The organism is Streptomyces sp. NPDC059008, assembly GCF_042749045.1.
Taxonomy (GTDB): Bacteria; Actinomycetota; Actinomycetes; order Streptomycetales; family Streptomycetaceae; genus Streptomyces.
The window spans coordinates 17,337-34,284 of record NZ_JBHYJC010000035.1 but is presented as its reverse complement, the minus strand read 5'-3'; the positions used below and the strand labels follow the sequence as shown (position 1 = coordinate 34,284).

The following is a 16,948-nucleotide window of genomic DNA, read 5'->3' as shown; positions in this document are numbered from 1 at the left end:
GCCCGCACGACCACTCCGACTCGGGAAGGAGCACACCGTGCCGCATCAGCGAGCAAGCGACGAGACCGAGCCCACCTGGAGCTCGCTGTCCCCACGGGACAAGGTGCTCGCCGCCTTCGGCATGACCAGCCTGGGACTTGGCGTTCTCGCCCTCGTGCTCCTGGTCCTGCTGCTGGCGGTTCTGGTCGTCGCCGCAGTCTCCAATGGCCTGATCGAATCCGACGGCGTGGGCCCCTTCATCTGGGGCGCCGTACTGTGCCTGCCCAGCGGGATGCTCGCCGCCGTGTTCCTCTACCCCCTGCGCCTCACCCTCCGCCTCACCCCGGCTTCGCCCAAGGTGAAACGCGGGGCGGAAATGATCTTTTCGGCGGCCACCACCTTCCTCGCCGCCATGCTCGTGGAAAGCTTCACTCCCGGACTGCACGTCGAGCACCCCTGGCTGCCAGCCCTACTGGCCACCCTCTTGGTGGCCCTGGCCAACGTCGTCATCAACCACGTGGAGAACCGTAAGAAGCACACCGGCTCCGACGCCTGACACCACTCAGCAGCAGCCGGCGAGGGGCCGTGCAGTCGATGGCCGGCCAGAGCCCGCTGGTGTCGAGGCCGAGGTCAAGGTCAAGGTCAAGGTCGAGGTCGAGGTCGAACGGGCTGGGGTGTGGAGGGTGGTGCTGTAGGGGGCACGCCGTCCGCACTGCCCGTCCCGGCGTCGTTTCGCCCGTCGCCCGTCGCCCGTGATCCGTCGCCGTTCACCCGCCACCAGTCGTCCGGCTTCCATGCGTGTCGACGATGACGATGATGGCGACGATGACGACGATCTTCACGATTCCGAATTGGCGACGGCTTTCTGACCTTCGACGAGGGAAGTCAGGCCGTCGAGGAGTGCCTTGAGGCCGAATTCGAAGAGCGCGTCGAGACGCAGGTCGTAGCCCTCGCCGAAGGCTCCGACCACCTTGGTGAAGGTGGGGAAGCGGCCGGATTCCACCAGTTCTCGGAGGGCGGGGGCGCGGCTGTCCATCCACTGGTCTTCCGACTGGCCCGTGGCGGCTTCGGCGTGCGCTTCCATCTCCAGGTGCATCGCCAGGCCCTGGACATGGCTGTAGAGCAGGACGTGGATGTCGAACAGCGTCGTGGGGTCGAGGCCGTGGCCGTCGAGGGCGCCCAGCACCCACTCGCCGTGGACCATCAGATTGGGTACGAGCAACGGGCGTGTCAGGGAGCCGAGTTGGGCCAGCCACGGGTGCTTCCGGTGCAGGCTCCACAGGGTCCGGGCACCCAGCTCGATGCGGGCACGCCATTCCTCGGGGGCGTCCGCGCCGTAGGACTCCTCACCGAACGCGGCGTCGGCCATGTGCAGGACGAGGTCTTCCTTGCTCGGGACGTACCGGTAGGTAGACATCGCCGCGACACCGAGGCGGGCCGCGACGCCGCGCATGGAGAGCGCCGAGAGCCCTTCGGCGTCGGCGATCTCGATGGCGGTACGGACGATCCGGTCGAGGCTCAGCTCCTGCTCGGGGTCCGGGGCGGGTGACGGGCGCCTGCGGGCCGGCGCGGGGGCGGATCCGGCAACGACCGTGCCGATCCGGGGCCGGGCCTCGACAAGTCCCTCCAGGCGCAGGGTGGTCAGGGCCTTGGTGGCGGTGGCGAGCGCGACGCCCCATTCCCCGGCGATCTGGCGGGTCGAGGGAACCCGGTCCCCGGGGGCGAGTTCACCGTCCGCGATGCGCCGCCGGATCGCGGCGACGATGCGGAGATAGGGCGGATCGCCGGCTCTTCCTGTGGCCTTCGTCACGACCGGTCGCCTTCCTGTCCTGTACTAGTGCAGAGGGTAGCAGCGGAAATGCCCAATGGAGGGTGTCTGCCCTAGTACACGTCGCGCATTTGGCCAGTTGAAGCGGCTGAGCGTACGACGTACGTTCACGGCGCGTACACCGTACAGAGCACTGGAGGAGCTTCTCATGCGCACCGTACTCATCTCCGGCGGCGGAATTGCCGGGCCTGTTTTCGCCTACTGGCTGCGCCGCCACGGCTTCGCGCCCACCGTCGTCGAACGCGCTCCAGGCCAACGCCCCGGCGGCCAGGCCGTGGACGTCCGGGGCGTCGCGCTCGAAGTCATGGAGCGGATGGGCCTGCTGGAGCAGGCAAGCGGCGTACGGACCCGGATGCGCGGCATGTCGATCCTCGACCCCGACGGCCACGAGGTCGACCGCTCCACTGAGGCGACGTTCAGCAGTGGACGGCTGGACAGCGACGACATCGAGGTGCTGCGCGAGGACCTGGTACGGATGGTGTACGAGCACACGCGCGCAGGCGTCGAGTACCTCTTCGGCGACAGCATCACCGCGCTCGACGAGGACGAGACCGGCGTGCGCGTCGACTTCGCGCACGGACCGTCCCGCACCTTCGACCTCGTGGTCGGGGCGGACGGCCTCCACTCCACAGTACGGCGCCTGGTCTTCGGTCCGGAGGAGCGTTTCGCCCACCACCTGGGGAGCTACCTCTCAGTGTTCAGCGCGGACAACTTCCTCGCCCTGGACGACTGGCAGATGTGGCTGCGGGACGGCGACGCGGGCTTCGGCATCATGCCCGTACGCGACAACACCGAACTCAGGATCGCCTTCGGCTTCGAGTCCGCCCCCCTCGCTCATGACCGCCGTGACGCCGGGACCCTGCGGCAGCTCGTCGTGGACAGGCTCGCGTCGATACGGTGGGAAGGGACCCGCCTGGCCGAGGCCGCCCGGAAGGCACCCGACTTCTACTGCGACGCCATGGCCCAGATCCGGATGGACCAGTGGTCGCGGGGCCGGGTGGCCCTGCTCGGGGACGCCGGCTACTGCCCTTCCCCTCTCTCGGGGCAGGGCACCAGCCTGGCCCTCGTGGGCGCCCATGTGCTGGCCGACTGCCTCGCCCAGGACAACGGCGACCACCGCACCGCGTATGCCCGCTACGAGCGGCGGATGCGCCCCTTCGTCACCCTCAACCAGGCCCTGGCCACGGAGAATCCCGGCGGACCCGCCTCGGAGGAATCCGTCGCGCACGCCAAGAACGCACTCTCACTGGACGGCTGATCTCCTGCCCCGACCGGACATCGAGGCAGGCGGGAACAGCACAGAGCCGCTGCCGCGCCCGGCGTAACTCTCCGGCCCGTTCGCGCCCGGCATGGCAGGATGTGCGGTATGACGAACTACCACGGGACCCATGCCGCGTAGGCGCCCGCACAATGTCCGGGTCGAGCTCCCCGCCCGCCGACCGGACCGTGATGCCCTGGCCGACATCGACGGCCTGTCCGCGCGGACCATGTCCGAGATCCGGCGGATCGAGCGCACCCGCACCTACCTGGAACCGGGGCAGACCGTGGCGGCGGTGCGCCTATGGAAGAACCATGTGCGGCTCCCCAAGGGTCAGTTGACGACGGAGTGGGAGTGGGGCGACGAACTGCACTGGGACTGCTGCGGCAATCCGTTCCACGCCAGGGATCTGCTGGAGGTCATGGTGAAGGCCCTCCCGGCCCGCAGCGCGGCCGAGTTGCGCAGGCTGGTCGAACGGCTCGACGCGCTGGCCGGACGCCAGGACGTACCGCGCCGGGTACCGCCGGCGGTACCGCCGTGGCATGTGTGGTGACCACGCCCGTGCCCCCTGGGCTGTGGTGCGCGGTGTCGGCGACGGTCTTCTCGGGGTGCTGCCAAGCAGGCGTCAGGCCGCGACATCATCGGGGCGTGGCGCGTACCGCAGGGGACCAGCCCTCAGCCGAGATCGTCGAGCAACTCGCGCTCGCGCTGGGCGCCGAGGCCGGCGCGTCTTGGGCGGTTCAGACCCTGCTCGCGTTCCCAGAGCAGCGTGTCGGCCAGTAGCTCCGCCCGGGGCCGATGACGCAGGCCTGCGGCGCGTGCCGCGGAGCCGTCCCGGGCGGAGAACCCTTCCCAGCCCGGTTCGACCAGCCACATCGGCAGTGAATCGGCACCCATGTACTCGGCCACGCCGTTCGTGAGCAGCCAGGCCGAGTCGGCGGTGATCACCGGACCGGTGTGCCTGCCGACGGCGCGGGACAGCTCGATCCACTCTCCGAACGGAACGACCGGACCGACAGCGTCGTATGTGCCGAGGGTCCCCGTCTCCGCGGCGTCGAGCAGCCAGGCGGTGAGGTCCCGTACATCGATCACCTGTGTCGGCATGGCCGGTGTGTCGGGAACCAGCATCGGGCCTTGCGGGTCGCGTGCGGCACGGGCCACCCAGTAGCCGGAGCGTCCGCTGTGATCCCCCGGGCCGCCGATGAGGCCGGCGCGTGCGATGAGCAGGCGGTCGCCGACAGCGGCCGTCGACGCCCGTTCGCAGGCGACCTTCGCCTCGCCGTACCACGCCTGGTCGACCTCGCTCCGGTCGGTCGGAGCGAGCAGGGCCGTGGACTCGTCCGCGGCCGGCGTGGCATGGGAGGCATAGGCGCTGACGGAGGAGACATAGGCCCAGTGCCTGGCCCGGCCGCCCAGTGCGTCGAGCGCCTCACGAACGAACCCCGGCTGCCATGACACCTCGACGACCGCGTCCCATTCGCGCGCGAGCAGGGGTGCATACGCCGAAGGGTCGCGCCGGTCGGCGGCCACCAGCGTCGCTCCGCCCGAGACTTCTCCGCTTGCGCCGCGAGCCAGGCACGTCACCCGATGACCGCGCTCGATCGCCTGTCGCGACAGCTCCCGGCCCACCCACGCCGTTCCGCCCAGAACCAAGATGTCCATTCCGACACCCAAGCACCGCGGGCACGAGTACCCAGGCGGGTTCGCCGACAGCGGACCCGGAAGAGCCGTCGACAGACGGCGGTCCCCAGGGTCCGCGACTCCCGGCCCGGCCTGCGTTCGTCTCGTTCCGGGTTTACGCGGCGGGGCGGTTGGTGCGGCTCGGGCGGTTGCGGAAGCCGAACAGGATGGCTCCCAGGGCGAGCAGGATCACCACGAGGAGGGAGCCGTTTCCACCGGTCAGGCGGGTGGCTTGGTCCTTGAGGCCGTCCCAGAAGCCCCGTTCCGGCGCCTGGACGGAACCGCCCAGCCAGATCGAGCCGTCGGCCGCGGTCACCCGGCGGTCGGTGGAGGACCGTGCGGACTGGGCGAGTTGCGGGTACCGCTTGCGCATCTCCGTCGCGGAGACGCCGGTCAGCCGGACGTTCGTGAGGTCCGCGCCGCCGTACACGTAGCGGGTGAGGCGTTTGTACCGTCCGTCGTAGGTCTCCCGCGTGATGTCGAACTCCTTGTTGCGGTACGAGCGGACGTAGTCGTCGAAGACCTTCCGGGGACGCCAGTCGCCGGTCATCTTGGCCGGGCCCAGGTCCTTGGAGCCGATCAGCGTGTCGAACGAGGTCGGGTGCCCTTGTCGGTGCCGCTCGCGCACCCACTGCGCGATGATCCGCGCCATGAACGCGCGGCGCAGCGGCGCGTACTCCGGGGCGGTGTTGACCGCCTGCACGACCTTGGGCAGCACGAGGGTGCGTTCCAGGTTCTCGTTGTGGGCGTTGGTGGCCGGATCGGCGTTGCACGGCTTCGCATAGGGGTCGTCGATGTGGTCCGACTGCGTCTTCACGTCGAGCTGTGCTCGGAGGATGTAGAGCGCGTCACCGTCCTGGCGCACCTCGACCTTTCCGGGCACGATCCACATCCGGGAGGAGAAACAGAGGGAGCCGTCCGCGGAGCTTCGGAGTTGCCGCCAGTACTGCTTTCCCGTCGCCGAGTCGGGGTGCAGGATCTTCGCCGACGTGCGTTTCATCTGGAGATCGGCCTCCAGCATGGCGCGTCCGGCGTTGGTCCGTCCCAGCGCGGAGTCGACGATGCGGTCCGGTTCGGTGGGATTGAGATTGACCCAGAACTTCCGCGGATCGAGCACCAGCCACGTCCGCAGGTCGGATCCCAGGTTCTTCACCATCCGCATTCCGAGTGCGGTGTCCTGCTGGTAGCCCTTGGGCAGGGGGTGCGAAGAATATGCGTACCGCACCCCGTCCGAGCCGTCGGAGAGATAACGCATCTCCAACGTCGAGAAGTCCACGCCCCCGTAAGCGTCGGCACCCGGGTCGGCGGACAGTGCTTGGCCGAGAGCGCCCGACTGCGCGCTCTCGTCGTCGTCACATGGGCCGGCGGCAAGAGGTGCGGCCATCGCCATGACGGGACGTGGGGTGCTTTTGCCCATCGAGACACACGGGGTCTGTGTGTCGCCCGACACCGGTAGGGCCGTCTTGGCCTGTTGCTCCGCCTGTTCTTGCTCCCGGTTGAGCATGGAATGGGCCTGGCTGTTGAGGGCGTTCACCCGGTTCGCGGACTCCGCCTTCTCCTGCTTGGTCGCGTAGTCCGTTCCGGAGACGAAGTTGCTCTTGTCGTTGCCCTTGTTGTTCTCGTCGATGGCGCTGGTGAGTTTGCGGCATTCCGTACACCGGCCACGGTCCGAGAAGCCGGCTCTCGCCCGCTTCATCAGCCTTTCGGTCGCCTTGTGGCCCAGGCCGAGGCTTCGGAGGACGGGGTAGAGGAATTTGTCATAGATGATGGCTTCGGAGTGGTCCTTGCGTGGGTCGTTGACCGCGGCGAACTCCAGGAGTGGGCCGTCTCCCTGAATGCCTATCCGGTCGAAGAGCGCCTCGTTCCCCTCGCGCTTCAGCAGCTTGCCGTACCCGATGTAGTAGTCCGAGCGCGCGGGGTTCTCGTTGAACTGCCGCGTGATCGATGCCAAATGCGTGGCCTGGAAATTGCTCACATCGAACCAGATGACGGCCAGATTGCGGTTGCCGTCATGCATGTTGAGTGTGCGGTGCGCCTCGTATCCGGCCCGGCCGATCGGGTCGGCCAGGAGTTCGCGCACGATGTCCGCGAACTCGCCTCCCGCCTCGGGCGTCGCGGACTGGCTGGTCTCGGGGGTGTCGGCAGCCACCGACGAGGGTGCCGGCAGGCCGATGACCAGGAGGCCGACGGCCAGTAAGGCGGCGCCCCACCGGCCCCCTCGTACGGCGCGGTTAGAGCGACCGGTCCGCACCGTGCCCACCCGTCTCCTGCTCGGTCCGGCGCGGGAGGCCGGAGACCGGACCGGCCTCGCCGTCGCGCCCGCGGCCCGCCGTGATGCCCGCGGCGTCCAGGTAGCCGGTCAGGGTCCGGCTCGGACCGGTGCTGCCGTTCTCCGAGGGCGTGCCGAAGCCCTTCTCGGCCTTCCGGTGGGCGCACCAACTCGCCGCGACGAGGGCGCCGGGGACCAGAGCGGCGACCGCGCCGGCGCCGCCGAGCGACGTGCCCGTCGAGCAGGTCTTCGGGTGGCTCAGGTCGCGGATGTCGAACGACGGCTTGTAGCCGATCCCGACCGTGCAGGCCGAGGCCTGCTGCGGGGTCAGGAACAGCACCGTGCCGGCGAGGGCGGTGGCGCTGACGGCCGTCCGCCAGGCAGTTCTGAGACCGTTCATGGGGTTACCTCCGGGGGCACGCCCTTGAGCCGCGCGATCCGTGCGCGCAACTCGTCGGCGTGAACTGTGTCTGTGGGATCGTTCTGCACGTGGTGGCCGGCCAGGTCCAACTGGACGGAGTGCAGGCGGTGCAGCGCGCGGGCCGCTCGCCAGCCGCGCCAGCGCCAGGCGCCCACCACCGCCCAGAGCCGCAGCGCGGGCGAGGTCAGCACCGCGACCTCCGCCGGGGTGATGGCCGGGCCCGCTGCGACCTCCTCCGCCACGGCCGCCCGCAGCGCGGGTGCGCGCGCCCGTAGACCATGGACGAGCAGCGCGAGGGCCAGGGCGATCAGGGGCAGTTGGGGGAGCAGCCACAGGAACGGGGAGACCACCAGGACGTCGAGCGTGCTGCCGACCTCGACGTGGCCCCGGACGAGCCCGGACAGCCACCCGGACAGGAGCTCGGAGGCCGTGGCCCCGCCGATCGCCCCCACCACGGCGGCCGTCGCCAGGAGCCCGCGCCGCCGTGCCCGGGCTGCGACGCCGAGCCCGGCCCCCAGCAGCGCGCCGTAGGCCACCTGCCCGCCGAGCAGGCCGATCGACTGCCGGATCCAGTACTCGAAGCCACCGGTCGACCCGAGCATGCCGCCCAGCGAGCCGTAGATCTTCATGTACAGGGCGCTCTCCACGAAGTTGAAGCCGAGTCCGACGGCGGCGCCGAGGACCAGGCCGCTCACGGCATCGGTGACGCGGTGGCGGAACAACAGGAAGAGCAAGGTGACGCCGCCCGCGACGGCCAGTGCGTCAACGACGCTGAGGTGCACGATCAGCAGGTCGATGGTGCGGAACTGGTTCTCCGCGAGTCGGCTGATGTCGGTGGCGGAGGACTTCCCCAGGTAGCCGAAGAGGGTGCCGAACGCGAGCCCGCTGTAGGCGCGACCCAGTCCGAACACGATCAACGCGCCCCAGGCGAAAGCGGCCAGCAGTGCGGCGAGCGGGACCCGGGCGAACCGCACCCCGCCGCGCAGCAGGAGCAGCACGAGGGCCGTACTGGGCACACAGGCGAGCACCAGCGGGAAGTACTCGACGACGACCACCAGCGACAGCAGACCGAACGGCAACAGCAGACACCCCAGCGTCAGCCAGGTCAGCGCCACCGAGCGCCGTTCGGAGCGGCGTAGGACGGCCGCCGCGATCTGGATGACCACCCCCGCCACGATGCCCGCCAGCGTGCACCAGAAGACGGCGCGCGGCATGGACAGCAGCCGGTCGAGCGAGCCCGCGAAGCCGGGCATCTTGCCGAGGCCCGCGGGCAGTTCGTAGAAGATCGACAAGGCCGGTTCGTCGGGCAGCACCCGCGGGCGGGTCATGTTCAACAGCAACTCGACCAGATACAGGACGATCGCGATCCGGGCGATCATCAACGCCCTGGTGTGCGCCAGTCGGTCGTCCCGCAACGGCAAGGAAGCAAGGCCCTTCACGAGCCACCTCCCGTCAGATCGGTCGGCAGGGGAGGCAGGCTCGGCAGGTTCGTGGGCAGGTCGGTGGGCAGGCCCGTGGGAAAGTCCGTGGGAAAGTCCGTGGGCATCGAGCCGGGACCCGACGGCCGGGACGTCGGCATCGGGGGCAGACTCGGCAGGCCCGTGGGCAGGTCCGTGGGGAACCCCGTCGGCAACGAGGGCATCTTCGGCAGCCGGGGGACGCTCATCGTGGGAGAACTCGTGAGGCCCACGACCAGGGACGCCGTCAGCAGCGCCGCACCGACCAGCCCGCCCGCCAGGACCAGCCGGACCAGTACCCGGCCGGGACCCCCCTCCCCGCCGTCGGTGTCACGCACCGCCGCCTCCGGCGGTGACGCGCCGGACGTGTCCGTCATCCCCATGCTCCCCGCTCCCCCTGACTGACCATCACTCATCGGAAACCCACACGCCCCACATGGCCCACACGCCCCAGGCACTCGTCGGCTTCGACGCCGTCCGGTCCACTGTCCTGGGAGGCACTGAAATCCCGATGAAATAGCGATGATGCAGGCGGCACCCGGGCGGAGCCGGGCCCGTCGCGTGCGCGGGCAGGGCCCCTGCCGCGACCCTCGGTGGTGCGCATCGAGGCCCACGCCGGGTACGGATTCAGCTCGGCCGGGCGGCGGCTCTCATGACGGCCGCACGCGCCGGATCACCATGCTCATAGGTCGGTGTCTGCCTGGCGGGCGCTCGCCCAGTGTTCTTCGAACTCGGTCCGGCTGATCTCCTGGCCCGCCAGCGCCGGGTCGAAGAGATCCACGACCGGCGGGTTGAAGGGCCAGTCATCGGGGCCACTGCGCAGTGCGGTTCCGTCTTCGGCCAACTCCACCTGGCGGATCCGGCGTCCGTCGGACCCCACTTCCATCAGATAGACGACGGGTTCATCGTCCTCTTCGTCCCAGCGGCGGCGCAGGTGCACCACGTCCCTGTCCGCGAGCGCGCCGAAGCCCTCCCGCCCACGCTGGGCGTCACGCTTGGCGCGCAGGCCGTCCAGCCCGGGAGGCATCCGAGGATCGTCGATATCGACCTCCTCCAGCCCCTCGTCCTCGAACCGGGCCACCGTGTCCGGGTCGGTGACCACCTCGACCCAGGCGAACGTTTCGAGGACCTCCCGCTCGGAACGCGCTCGGACCCACCACCAACAGCCGCCCATGCCGTAGTCGTGCAGAGCGAGGAAGGAGCGCTTGTGCGCGGCACCGTCACCAGTCATGGAGACTGAGCCTAGGGCGTGTCCGATGGGTCATGGCCGGGTCCGCGGCGTCTGGCACGGCACCTCGCGGCGTTGCCGAAACGCCCCGAGAGCTCCGCTATCGGGACGCTCCGGCGCCTTGCGATGCAGCTCGGCATCCAAAGGAGCACATGAGGAGCCGAGACGGAGTTCGCGCAGCGAACGCAGTGCACCAGACGCCGCGGCCTATCCGACCCTGACCCATCGGACACGCCCTAGTGAGGCAGGCCGCACGGCTGCCGGGCCGGTGCGTTGTCGGTCCGCGCAGGGGGCGTCGCGACGTCAGGCCCCACGTAACCTCTTCCTGTGCCAGCCTCCCGCCTGCATCGTGTCGCCGTCCTTGTGCTCGAGGGCGCGAAGCCGCTCGATGTCGGAATTCCCGCGCAGGTCTTCACGACCCGCGCGAGCATGCCGTACGAGGTGCGGGTGTGCGGGGCGGCACCCGGTCTCGTGACCGGCGGCGACGGCCTCGCGTACGGCGTCGCCCACGGCCTCGACGCGCTGGCGTGGGCCGACATCGTCTTCGTCCCCGGCTACCGGTTCCCGGACCGCGACGACCCGCCGCGGGCCGTCGTCGACGCACTGATCGCCGCCCACGACCGGGGCGCGCGGCTCGCCGCCATCTCGACCGGCGCCTTCGCGCTCGCCGCCACGGGCCTGCTCGACGGCAGGCGCGCCACGACGCACTGGCATTACGCGCGGGCGCTCGCGGCGAAGCATCCGCTCGTCCGGGTCGACGAGAACGTGCTGTTCGTCGACGAGGGCAGCGTGCTCACCTCGGCCGGCGCCGCCTCCGGCATCGACCTGTGCCTGCACATCCTGCGCGGCGACCTCGGCGTGGCCGCGTCCCACCACGCGGCCCGGCGTCTGGTCGCCGCCCCCTACCGCAGCGGCGGCCAGGCCCAGTACGTGCCGCGCAGCGTCCCCGAGCCGCTGGGGGAGCGGTTCGCCGCCACCCGCGAGTGGGCGCTGCACCGGCTCGGCGAGCCCCTCACCCTCGACACACTGGCGCGGCGGGCCGAGGTCTCGCCGCGCACGTTCTCCCGGCGGTTCGTCGAGGAGACCGGCTGCACACCGATGCAGTGGGTGATGCGCGCCCGCATCGACCTGGCCCGCGAACTGCTCGAGCGCTCACAGCGCAGCGTCGAACAGATCGCCGCCGACGTCGGGCTCGGCACCGGCGCGAACCTGCGCCTGCACTTCCAGCGCATCCTCGGCACCACACCGAGCGAGTACCGGCGCACCTTCACCCGGGGCGAGTGACCCGCCCGGCACCGCGTGGCGGGAGCGTGGCGGAGTGCCTTTGGCGGGATCCTTTTGAACCCTGGCGATCCCGCCACTGTCAGCGGCGCGAGCCACGGGCGAGCCTGGTGGCGAAGGGAAGGGACATCACTCATGACTCGCATCGCCATCAACGGATTCGGCCGCATCGGACGCAATGTGCTGCGCGCACTGCTGGAGCGCGACAGCGCCCTCGAGGTCGTCGCCGTCAACGACCTGACGGAGCCCGCCACGCTCGCCCGGCTGCTCGCCTACGACAGCACGGCCGGCCGGCTCGGACGCCCGGTGACCGTGGACGAGAACACCCTTGTCGTCGACGGACGTCGCATCACGGTGCTCGCCAAGCGTGAACCGGCCGATCTGCCGTGGGCCGAACTCGACGTCGACATCGTCCTGGAGGCCACCGGCCGCTTCACCTCGGCCGAGGCCGCGCGCGCCCACGTCGCCGCGGGCGCTCTGAAGGTGCTCGTCAGCGCACCGTCGGACGGCGCCGACGTCACGCTCGCGTACGGGGTCAACACCGACGCCTACGACCCGGCCGCGCACATGATCGTCTCGAACGCCTCCTGCACCACCAACGCGCTCGCCCCGCTGGCCAAGGTGCTCGACGAACTCGCCGGTATCGAGCACGGGTTCATGACGACGGTGCACGCCTACACGCAGGAGCAGAACCTGCAGGACGGTCCGCACCGCGACGCCCGTCGCGCCCGGGCCGCCGGCGTCAACATCGTGCCGACCACGACCGGCGCCGCCAAGGCCATCGGCCTGGTGCTGCCGAACCTCGACGGCAGGCTGTCGGGCGACTCGATCCGCGTACCGGTGCCGGTGGGTTCGATCGTCGAACTCAACACGACCGTCGCCCGCGACGTGACGCGCGACGACGTGCTGGCGGCGTACCGCGCCGCGGCGGAGGGGCCGCTCGCCGGCATCCTGGAGTACTCGGACGACCCGCTCGTGTCGTCCGACATCACGGGCAATCCCGCCTCGTCGATCTTCGACTCGGCCCTCACCCGCGTCGACGGCCGCCACGTCAAGGTGGTCGCGTGGTACGACAACGAGTGGGGCTTCTCGAACCGTGTGATCGACACGCTCGAACTCCTCGCCACCCGCTGACCGGACGCCCGGGGTGGTACGCCGCCTCCGGTGACCGTGCCGGGCAGCACTTCCTTCGGGCGCTCTGGTCGACCAGTGGGGCCGACCAGAGCGCCCAGTCACAGCAGCGGGTCCGCCCGTCCTCCGGGCGGGCTGCCGGTAGGCCCTCGTCCTCAAGCGGGGACGGGCTCCTTGGCGGGAGCCCCCTCCAGCGCCTCCAGCCGCTTGATCATGCGGCGGACCATCAGCAACGGGATCACGCCGAACACGCCGAACGACATATCGATGACCGACCACCACATCGGGATCCCCCGGATCGGGCCGCAGACGAGCGCGAGCGGAATGATCCCCGCGCAGGCGATCATGCCGAACTCGACGACCCAGATGTTGCGTACAGGGTCGCGGTAGGGCCCGTAGAAGGCGACGGCGATGACGAGGTGGGCGAAGGCCAGCCAGTCGGTGCCGTACAACACGAAGGGGTACCGGGCGTCGGTGGCGTCGAGGCCGTCGCGGACGCGCTCGATCCACTCCATGAGCCCCGGAAGGGCGTCCGCAACAGGTCCCGCCCAGGACGTCAGCGCGTCATGGACGAGGTGCAACTCGGTGACGAGGGGAAAGGCCGTGAGCCCGCTCAGCACCAGACAGACGATGAAGACGACCAGCCACACGCGTATGCGCCGCAGTAGCGCTCTTCGCTCGATCATGTCCGCAGAGTACGCCCGGACTTACCTGCGTCTTTCCGGGCCCCGGTGAGGCTGCGCGCGAGGGTTCGCGAGACGATGTCGAGGTCTGTGACCGCGGCCGAGTCCGGCACCGCTGGCGAAAGGGGCGACAGCTGTGGGGGACGTGCTGAACCTATGGCGTCGGGATCTCGGAACGGTGCCCGAGTCGGTCTGGCGGCGAACCGATCTCCGTGTGCTGATCCTTGCGGACAACGGGCTCACCTCCCTCTCGCCGGAGATCGGAAAGCTGGACCGGCTGAGGACCCTGGACCTGGGCCACAACGCGCTCGCGTCGGTGCCGGACGAACTGGGGGACCTGTCAATGCTCACCGACTGCCTCTACTTGCACGACAACCGCCTGGCCCAGCTTCCGCGGACTCTGGGGCGCCTGGCGCGACTGCGATACCTCAACGTCGGAGAGAACCGCCTGGCGGCCTTGCCGGACAGCATCGACGGGATGGCGAGCCTCATCGAGTTGAGAGCACAGCACAATGGACTGACCACGTTGCCCGGCTCGATCGGCCGGCTCCGCAACCTGCGTGAGCTCTGGCTCCGCGGAAACGCCGTCGAGTGCCTGCCGCCATCGACTGCCGCCCTCCACGAACTGCGTCACCTGGACCTTCGGGAGAACGCCGTCGCCGAGCTGCCCGAGTCTTTGGCGAGCCTCCCGCTACTGCGGCAGATCGATCTGCGGAGCAATCGGCTCCGTCGCCTGCCGGACTGGCTCGCGCGGATGCCATCGCTGGAGAAGCTGGATCTGCGGTGGAACGACCTCGATCCCTCGCTGCCCGTGCTGACCCGACTGGAGCGGCAGGGGTGTGTGGTCCTGACGTGATCGCGCTTCGGCGCACCGCCGCGTTCAAGAGGCCCACCTGTGAGCCCACGGACCACGGAGCCGGGGTATCGCAACGGGGGCCGATCCCCGGCGAAATCCGCTGGTCGCACGTTGGCGGCGTCCCTACGGTGGCCCCATGACCGGACTCCCCGTTCCCGTGCCCGGCGTGAGCGTCTGTGTGCAGCTGAACCGCGGCTGCTGCGGGCCGTTCGCGCGCTTCGACGCGGACTTCGAACCCCCGGGCAGCGAAGGGGAACTGGAGCTGGTCAGCGCCGTGGGCGAGCGGCGGCTGCCCGCCGAATTCCTCCCGGCGATCCGGGAGGGCCTGGCGCAAGGGCTCGGCGGGGTGTCGGCCGCGGTACTGCTCACGGACGGCTACTTCCACGAGACGGACTCCTGGGCGAGCGCCTACCGGATCGGTGCGGAGCAAGCGGGCCGGGCAGCCCTCATCGGCGCGGGACTGCTGCCGCCGGAGGAGGCCGAGGCGCTGCGCTGGGTGCGCTGGCCCGGCCGCCCGAAGCCCCGGCGCCCCAGGCGCGCACGCTGACCGCCGCGCCGTGGCGCCGTCGCGGCCTGGGCAGGACGCCGGCGCGCAGGCCCTGGGTGACGGTCACAGCGCTGGTCAGAGCTTGAGCGGAGCTGGTCGGCATCGCCTCGCCCGTGGCCCGGCCCGGCGGGTGCCGCTGAGGTGAGGGGCGCAGTGATCGGTGTGAGACTGAGTGCGGAAGGGGTGATCCCCGTGCCGGACCCATGGGCGCCCGCCGAGCCCGGCGCCGCAGTCGACGAGCGTCTGCTGGGAGAGCTGATCACCGAGACGCAGAGCGTTCTCCCGGTGGATCTGTCCGCACTGGCGGACCGGTGCGCCGCCGCCCTCGGCCTGAACACAGTGCTGATCTACCTCGTCGACCTGCAGCAATGGCTCCTCGTCCCGCTCGATGAGTCCCTGGAGCCGCTGCCGGTGGACGCCTCGCAGGCCGGCTGGGCGTACCGCACGGTCTCCCCGCGGGTGACGGACAACGGCGACGGCCTGATCGTCTGGGTGCCGCTGATCGACGGTGCGGAGCGGCTGGGGGTGCTGGCGGTGCGGACCGCCACACTGGACGGGCCGCGGATGCGCCGCAGCCGGATCCTGGCCGATCTGCTCGCGATGGTCGTCACCTCCAAGCGCGCCTACAGCGACTGGATCGCCGCTCGCACCCGCACCGCGACCATGCAGCTGCCCGCCGAGATGCTGCGGGCGTTCCTGCCGCCCCGCACCATCGGCAGCACGCAGTGCGTCTCGACCGCGGTGCTGGAGCCGGCGTACGACGTCGGCGGCGACGCCTTCGACCACGCGGTGATCAAGCACGTGCTGCACACCATGATCCTCGACGCCATGGGCCACGATCTGGCCTCCGGTCTGACCACCTCGGTGGCCATGGCCGGCGCCCGCAACGCCCGCCGCAGCGGCGCCGACCTGCCCGACCTCGTCGGCACCGTCGACCGCGCGCTCGCCCAGTGGCTGCCCGACCACTTCTGCACCGGTGTGGTGTGTCGGCTCGACGCCAAGACCGGGCAGTTGCACTGGATCAACTGCGGTCACCCGCCACCACTGCTGATCCGTGACGAGCAGGTGCTCGAAGGAGCGCTGGACAGCCCCCCGCAGCCGCCGATCGGCCTGCACCTCGAACTCGCCCCGGCCGCCCGGCAGCTCCATGAGACCGCACTCGAACCGGGCGACCGCGTCCTGCTCTACACCGACGGGGTGGTCGACGCGCGCGACGAGAACGGCGTCGAGTTCGGCCTCGACCGGTTCACGGACTTCATCATCCGCGCCTCCGCCGTCGGCCAGCGCCCGGCCGAGGTGCTGCGGCTGCTCAGCCACGCCATCCTCGACTACCAGCACAACGACCTACGGGACGACGCCACCATCCTGCTCTTCGAATGGCACCCGCAGGACCTGTGAAGGGCTGCTGCCGGACCTGATGGGTGCCGGCTCTGCTGCGGTCACTGCGCGGGCCGCAGGGCGTCGATGAGTTCGGCGGCCGGGGTGGTGGGCGTGCGGGGGTGAAGGAGCTCGGTGCGGTGCACGATACGGGGCTCGGTGATCGGTACGGCCGCGATGCCGGGGAGGTCTCCGGCTGCGGGCAGGGCCGCGGTGGTGAGCCCGGCTCCGGCGGCCACCAGGACGGACAGTCCGTGGAAGTCGGTTCCGGTGTAGGTGAGTTGGTGACCGAAGCCGTCGGACTGGGCGGCGGCGCGGAGCTGGGCCAGGGGGACGGCGGCGTCGGGTGCGTCGATCCAGCGGGCGGCGGCGAGGTCGGCCAGCCGCAGCGCCGGACGGCCGGCGAGCGGGTGGGTGGCGGGCAGCAGTACCGCGAGAGGGTCTTCGCTGACGGGGAAGGCGGTCAGGGGGCCGGCGTCGGGCAGCGGCAGTGGGTCGCTGGGGGCCACCGCGCCGTCGACCAGCGCCAGGTCCGCCGCGCCGGTCAGCACCGTCTGGACCGCTTCGGTGCTGCCGCACACCCGCACCGAGGCCGCGAGCTGTGGGGCGTCGGTGCGGGCGCGTACCAGCGCGAGCGCGGTGGCGGGCGTCAGCGCGCCCGGCGTGCAGACCACCGCGAGTCGTCCCGGTCGCACCTGCCGCAGGCGTGCGAGGTCGGCCCGCGCCGCCTCCAGGCGCAGCAGCAGTGGGCGGGCGTGCTCCAGCAGTCGCTCGCCCGCTCGGGTCGGCGCTACCGGGCGGCGGGTGAGCAGCGGGGCCTCCACATCGGTCTCAAGGCTCGCGATGTGCTGCGAGACCGCGGACTGGGTGTAGCCGAGGGCCTGGGCGGCGGCGGAGAAGGAGCGGTGGTCGACCACGGCGACGAAAGTGCGCAGCTGCTGCGGATCCATGAG

The 16,948-nt window shown here is 70.6% G+C and carries 17 protein-coding genes; 8 read left to right on the top strand and 9 right to left on the bottom strand.

All coding sequences use genetic code 11. The features are described 5' to 3' along the window. Positions 1–37: 37 nt before the first annotated feature. A complete protein-coding gene (locus ACFWZH_RS29880) occupies positions 38–535 on the top strand; it encodes a hypothetical protein (protein WP_384438045.1) in 498 nt (165 codons plus the stop codon). Positions 536–817: 282 nt separating this feature from the next. Here the strand turns inward: ACFWZH_RS29880 and ACFWZH_RS29875 are convergent, their stop codons facing one another. Then, positions 818–1,789, bottom strand: coding sequence for a TetR/AcrR family transcriptional regulator C-terminal domain-containing protein (locus ACFWZH_RS29875; protein ID WP_384438042.1), 972 nt, complete (start codon positions 1,787–1,789; stop codon positions 818–820). 166 nt (positions 1,790–1,955) lie between these two features. Here ACFWZH_RS29875 and ACFWZH_RS29870 point away from each other — a divergent pair, with 166 nt between their 5' ends. Next, positions 1,956–3,065, top strand: coding sequence for an FAD-dependent monooxygenase (locus tag ACFWZH_RS29870; RefSeq protein WP_384438039.1), 1,110 nt, complete (start codon positions 1,956–1,958; stop codon positions 3,063–3,065). A gap of 130 nt (positions 3,066–3,195) precedes the next feature. Beyond that, complete coding sequence (locus ACFWZH_RS29865) at positions 3,196–3,618, top strand: hypothetical protein (protein ID WP_384438036.1); 423 nt, start codon at positions 3,196–3,198, stop codon at positions 3,616–3,618. 122 nt (positions 3,619–3,740) lie between these two features. Here ACFWZH_RS29865 and ACFWZH_RS29860 read toward each other — a convergent pair whose 3' ends face one another. The 6 genes from ACFWZH_RS29860 to ACFWZH_RS29835 all read right to left on the bottom strand — a co-directional run bounded on the left by ACFWZH_RS29860 (position 3,741) and on the right by ACFWZH_RS29835 (position 10,123). Continuing rightward, positions 3,741–4,727, bottom strand: a complete 987-nt coding sequence (locus ACFWZH_RS29860) for an NAD-dependent epimerase/dehydratase family protein (RefSeq protein ID WP_384438033.1) — start codon at positions 4,725–4,727, stop codon at positions 3,741–3,743. A gap of 133 nt (positions 4,728–4,860) precedes the next feature. Beyond that, the gene (locus tag ACFWZH_RS29855) at positions 4,861–6,996 is read right to left on the bottom strand and encodes a hypothetical protein (protein WP_384438030.1); all 2,136 of its coding nucleotides are present in this window, start codon (positions 6,994–6,996) and stop codon (positions 4,861–4,863) included. After that, positions 6,977–7,414, bottom strand: a complete 438-nt coding sequence (locus ACFWZH_RS29850; protein ID WP_384438028.1) for a hypothetical protein — start codon at positions 7,412–7,414, stop codon at positions 6,977–6,979. Before ACFWZH_RS29850 ends, ACFWZH_RS29855 begins: the two co-directional genes overlap by 20 nt. Continuing rightward, positions 7,411–8,874, bottom strand: coding sequence for a PrsW family glutamic-type intramembrane protease (locus tag ACFWZH_RS29845; protein WP_384438025.1), 1,464 nt, complete (start codon positions 8,872–8,874; stop codon positions 7,411–7,413). The genes ACFWZH_RS29850 and ACFWZH_RS29845 overlap by 4 nt, the downstream gene beginning before the upstream one ends. Then, complete coding sequence (locus ACFWZH_RS29840) at positions 8,871–9,269, bottom strand: hypothetical protein (RefSeq protein WP_384438022.1); 399 nt, start codon at positions 9,267–9,269, stop codon at positions 8,871–8,873. Before ACFWZH_RS29840 ends, ACFWZH_RS29845 begins: the two co-directional genes overlap by 4 nt. A 305-nt stretch (positions 9,270–9,574) precedes the next feature. After that, a complete protein-coding gene (locus ACFWZH_RS29835) occupies positions 9,575–10,123 on the bottom strand; it encodes a hypothetical protein (RefSeq protein WP_384438021.1) in 549 nt (182 codons plus the stop codon). A gap of 324 nt (positions 10,124–10,447) precedes the next feature. Between ACFWZH_RS29835 and ACFWZH_RS29830 the strand changes: the two genes are divergently transcribed. Together ACFWZH_RS29830 and gap are read left to right on the top strand one after the other, a co-directional pair. Then, positions 10,448–11,404, top strand: coding sequence for a GlxA family transcriptional regulator (locus tag ACFWZH_RS29830; RefSeq protein WP_384438018.1), 957 nt, complete (start codon positions 10,448–10,450; stop codon positions 11,402–11,404). Positions 11,405–11,536: 132 nt separating this feature from the next. After that, positions 11,537–12,535, top strand: coding sequence for a type I glyceraldehyde-3-phosphate dehydrogenase (gene gap / locus ACFWZH_RS29825; RefSeq protein ID WP_384438015.1), 999 nt, complete (start codon positions 11,537–11,539; stop codon positions 12,533–12,535). Positions 12,536–12,687: 152 nt separating this feature from the next. Here gap and ACFWZH_RS29820 read toward each other — a convergent pair whose 3' ends face one another. Next, the gene (locus ACFWZH_RS29820; protein ID WP_384438012.1) at positions 12,688–13,218 is read right to left on the bottom strand and encodes a hypothetical protein; all 531 of its coding nucleotides are present in this window, start codon (positions 13,216–13,218) and stop codon (positions 12,688–12,690) included. A 133-nt stretch (positions 13,219–13,351) separates the two neighbouring features. Between ACFWZH_RS29820 and ACFWZH_RS29815 the strand changes: the two genes are divergently transcribed. From ACFWZH_RS29815 to ACFWZH_RS29805, 3 genes are all read left to right on the top strand, one after another. Continuing rightward, positions 13,352–14,071 carry a leucine-rich repeat domain-containing protein gene (locus ACFWZH_RS29815; protein WP_384438009.1) on the top strand — a complete coding sequence of 240 codons (720 nt, stop codon included), beginning with the start codon at positions 13,352–13,354 and terminating at the stop codon, positions 14,069–14,071. A gap of 136 nt (positions 14,072–14,207) precedes the next feature. Continuing rightward, positions 14,208–14,618 carry a hypothetical protein gene (locus tag ACFWZH_RS29810; protein WP_384438006.1) on the top strand — a complete coding sequence of 137 codons (411 nt, stop codon included), beginning with the start codon at positions 14,208–14,210 and terminating at the stop codon, positions 14,616–14,618. 192 nt (positions 14,619–14,810) lie between these two features. Beyond that, entirely contained in the window at positions 14,811–16,016 is a 1,206-nt protein-coding gene (locus ACFWZH_RS29805; RefSeq protein WP_384438003.1) for a PP2C family protein-serine/threonine phosphatase, read from the top strand. A 41-nt stretch (positions 16,017–16,057) separates the two neighbouring features. On the opposite strand, the gene ACFWZH_RS29800 is transcribed toward ACFWZH_RS29805, so the two are convergent. Next, entirely contained in the window at positions 16,058–16,945 is an 888-nt protein-coding gene (locus ACFWZH_RS29800) for a LysR family transcriptional regulator (protein ID WP_384438000.1), read from the bottom strand. Positions 16,946–16,948 lie beyond the last annotated feature (3 nt).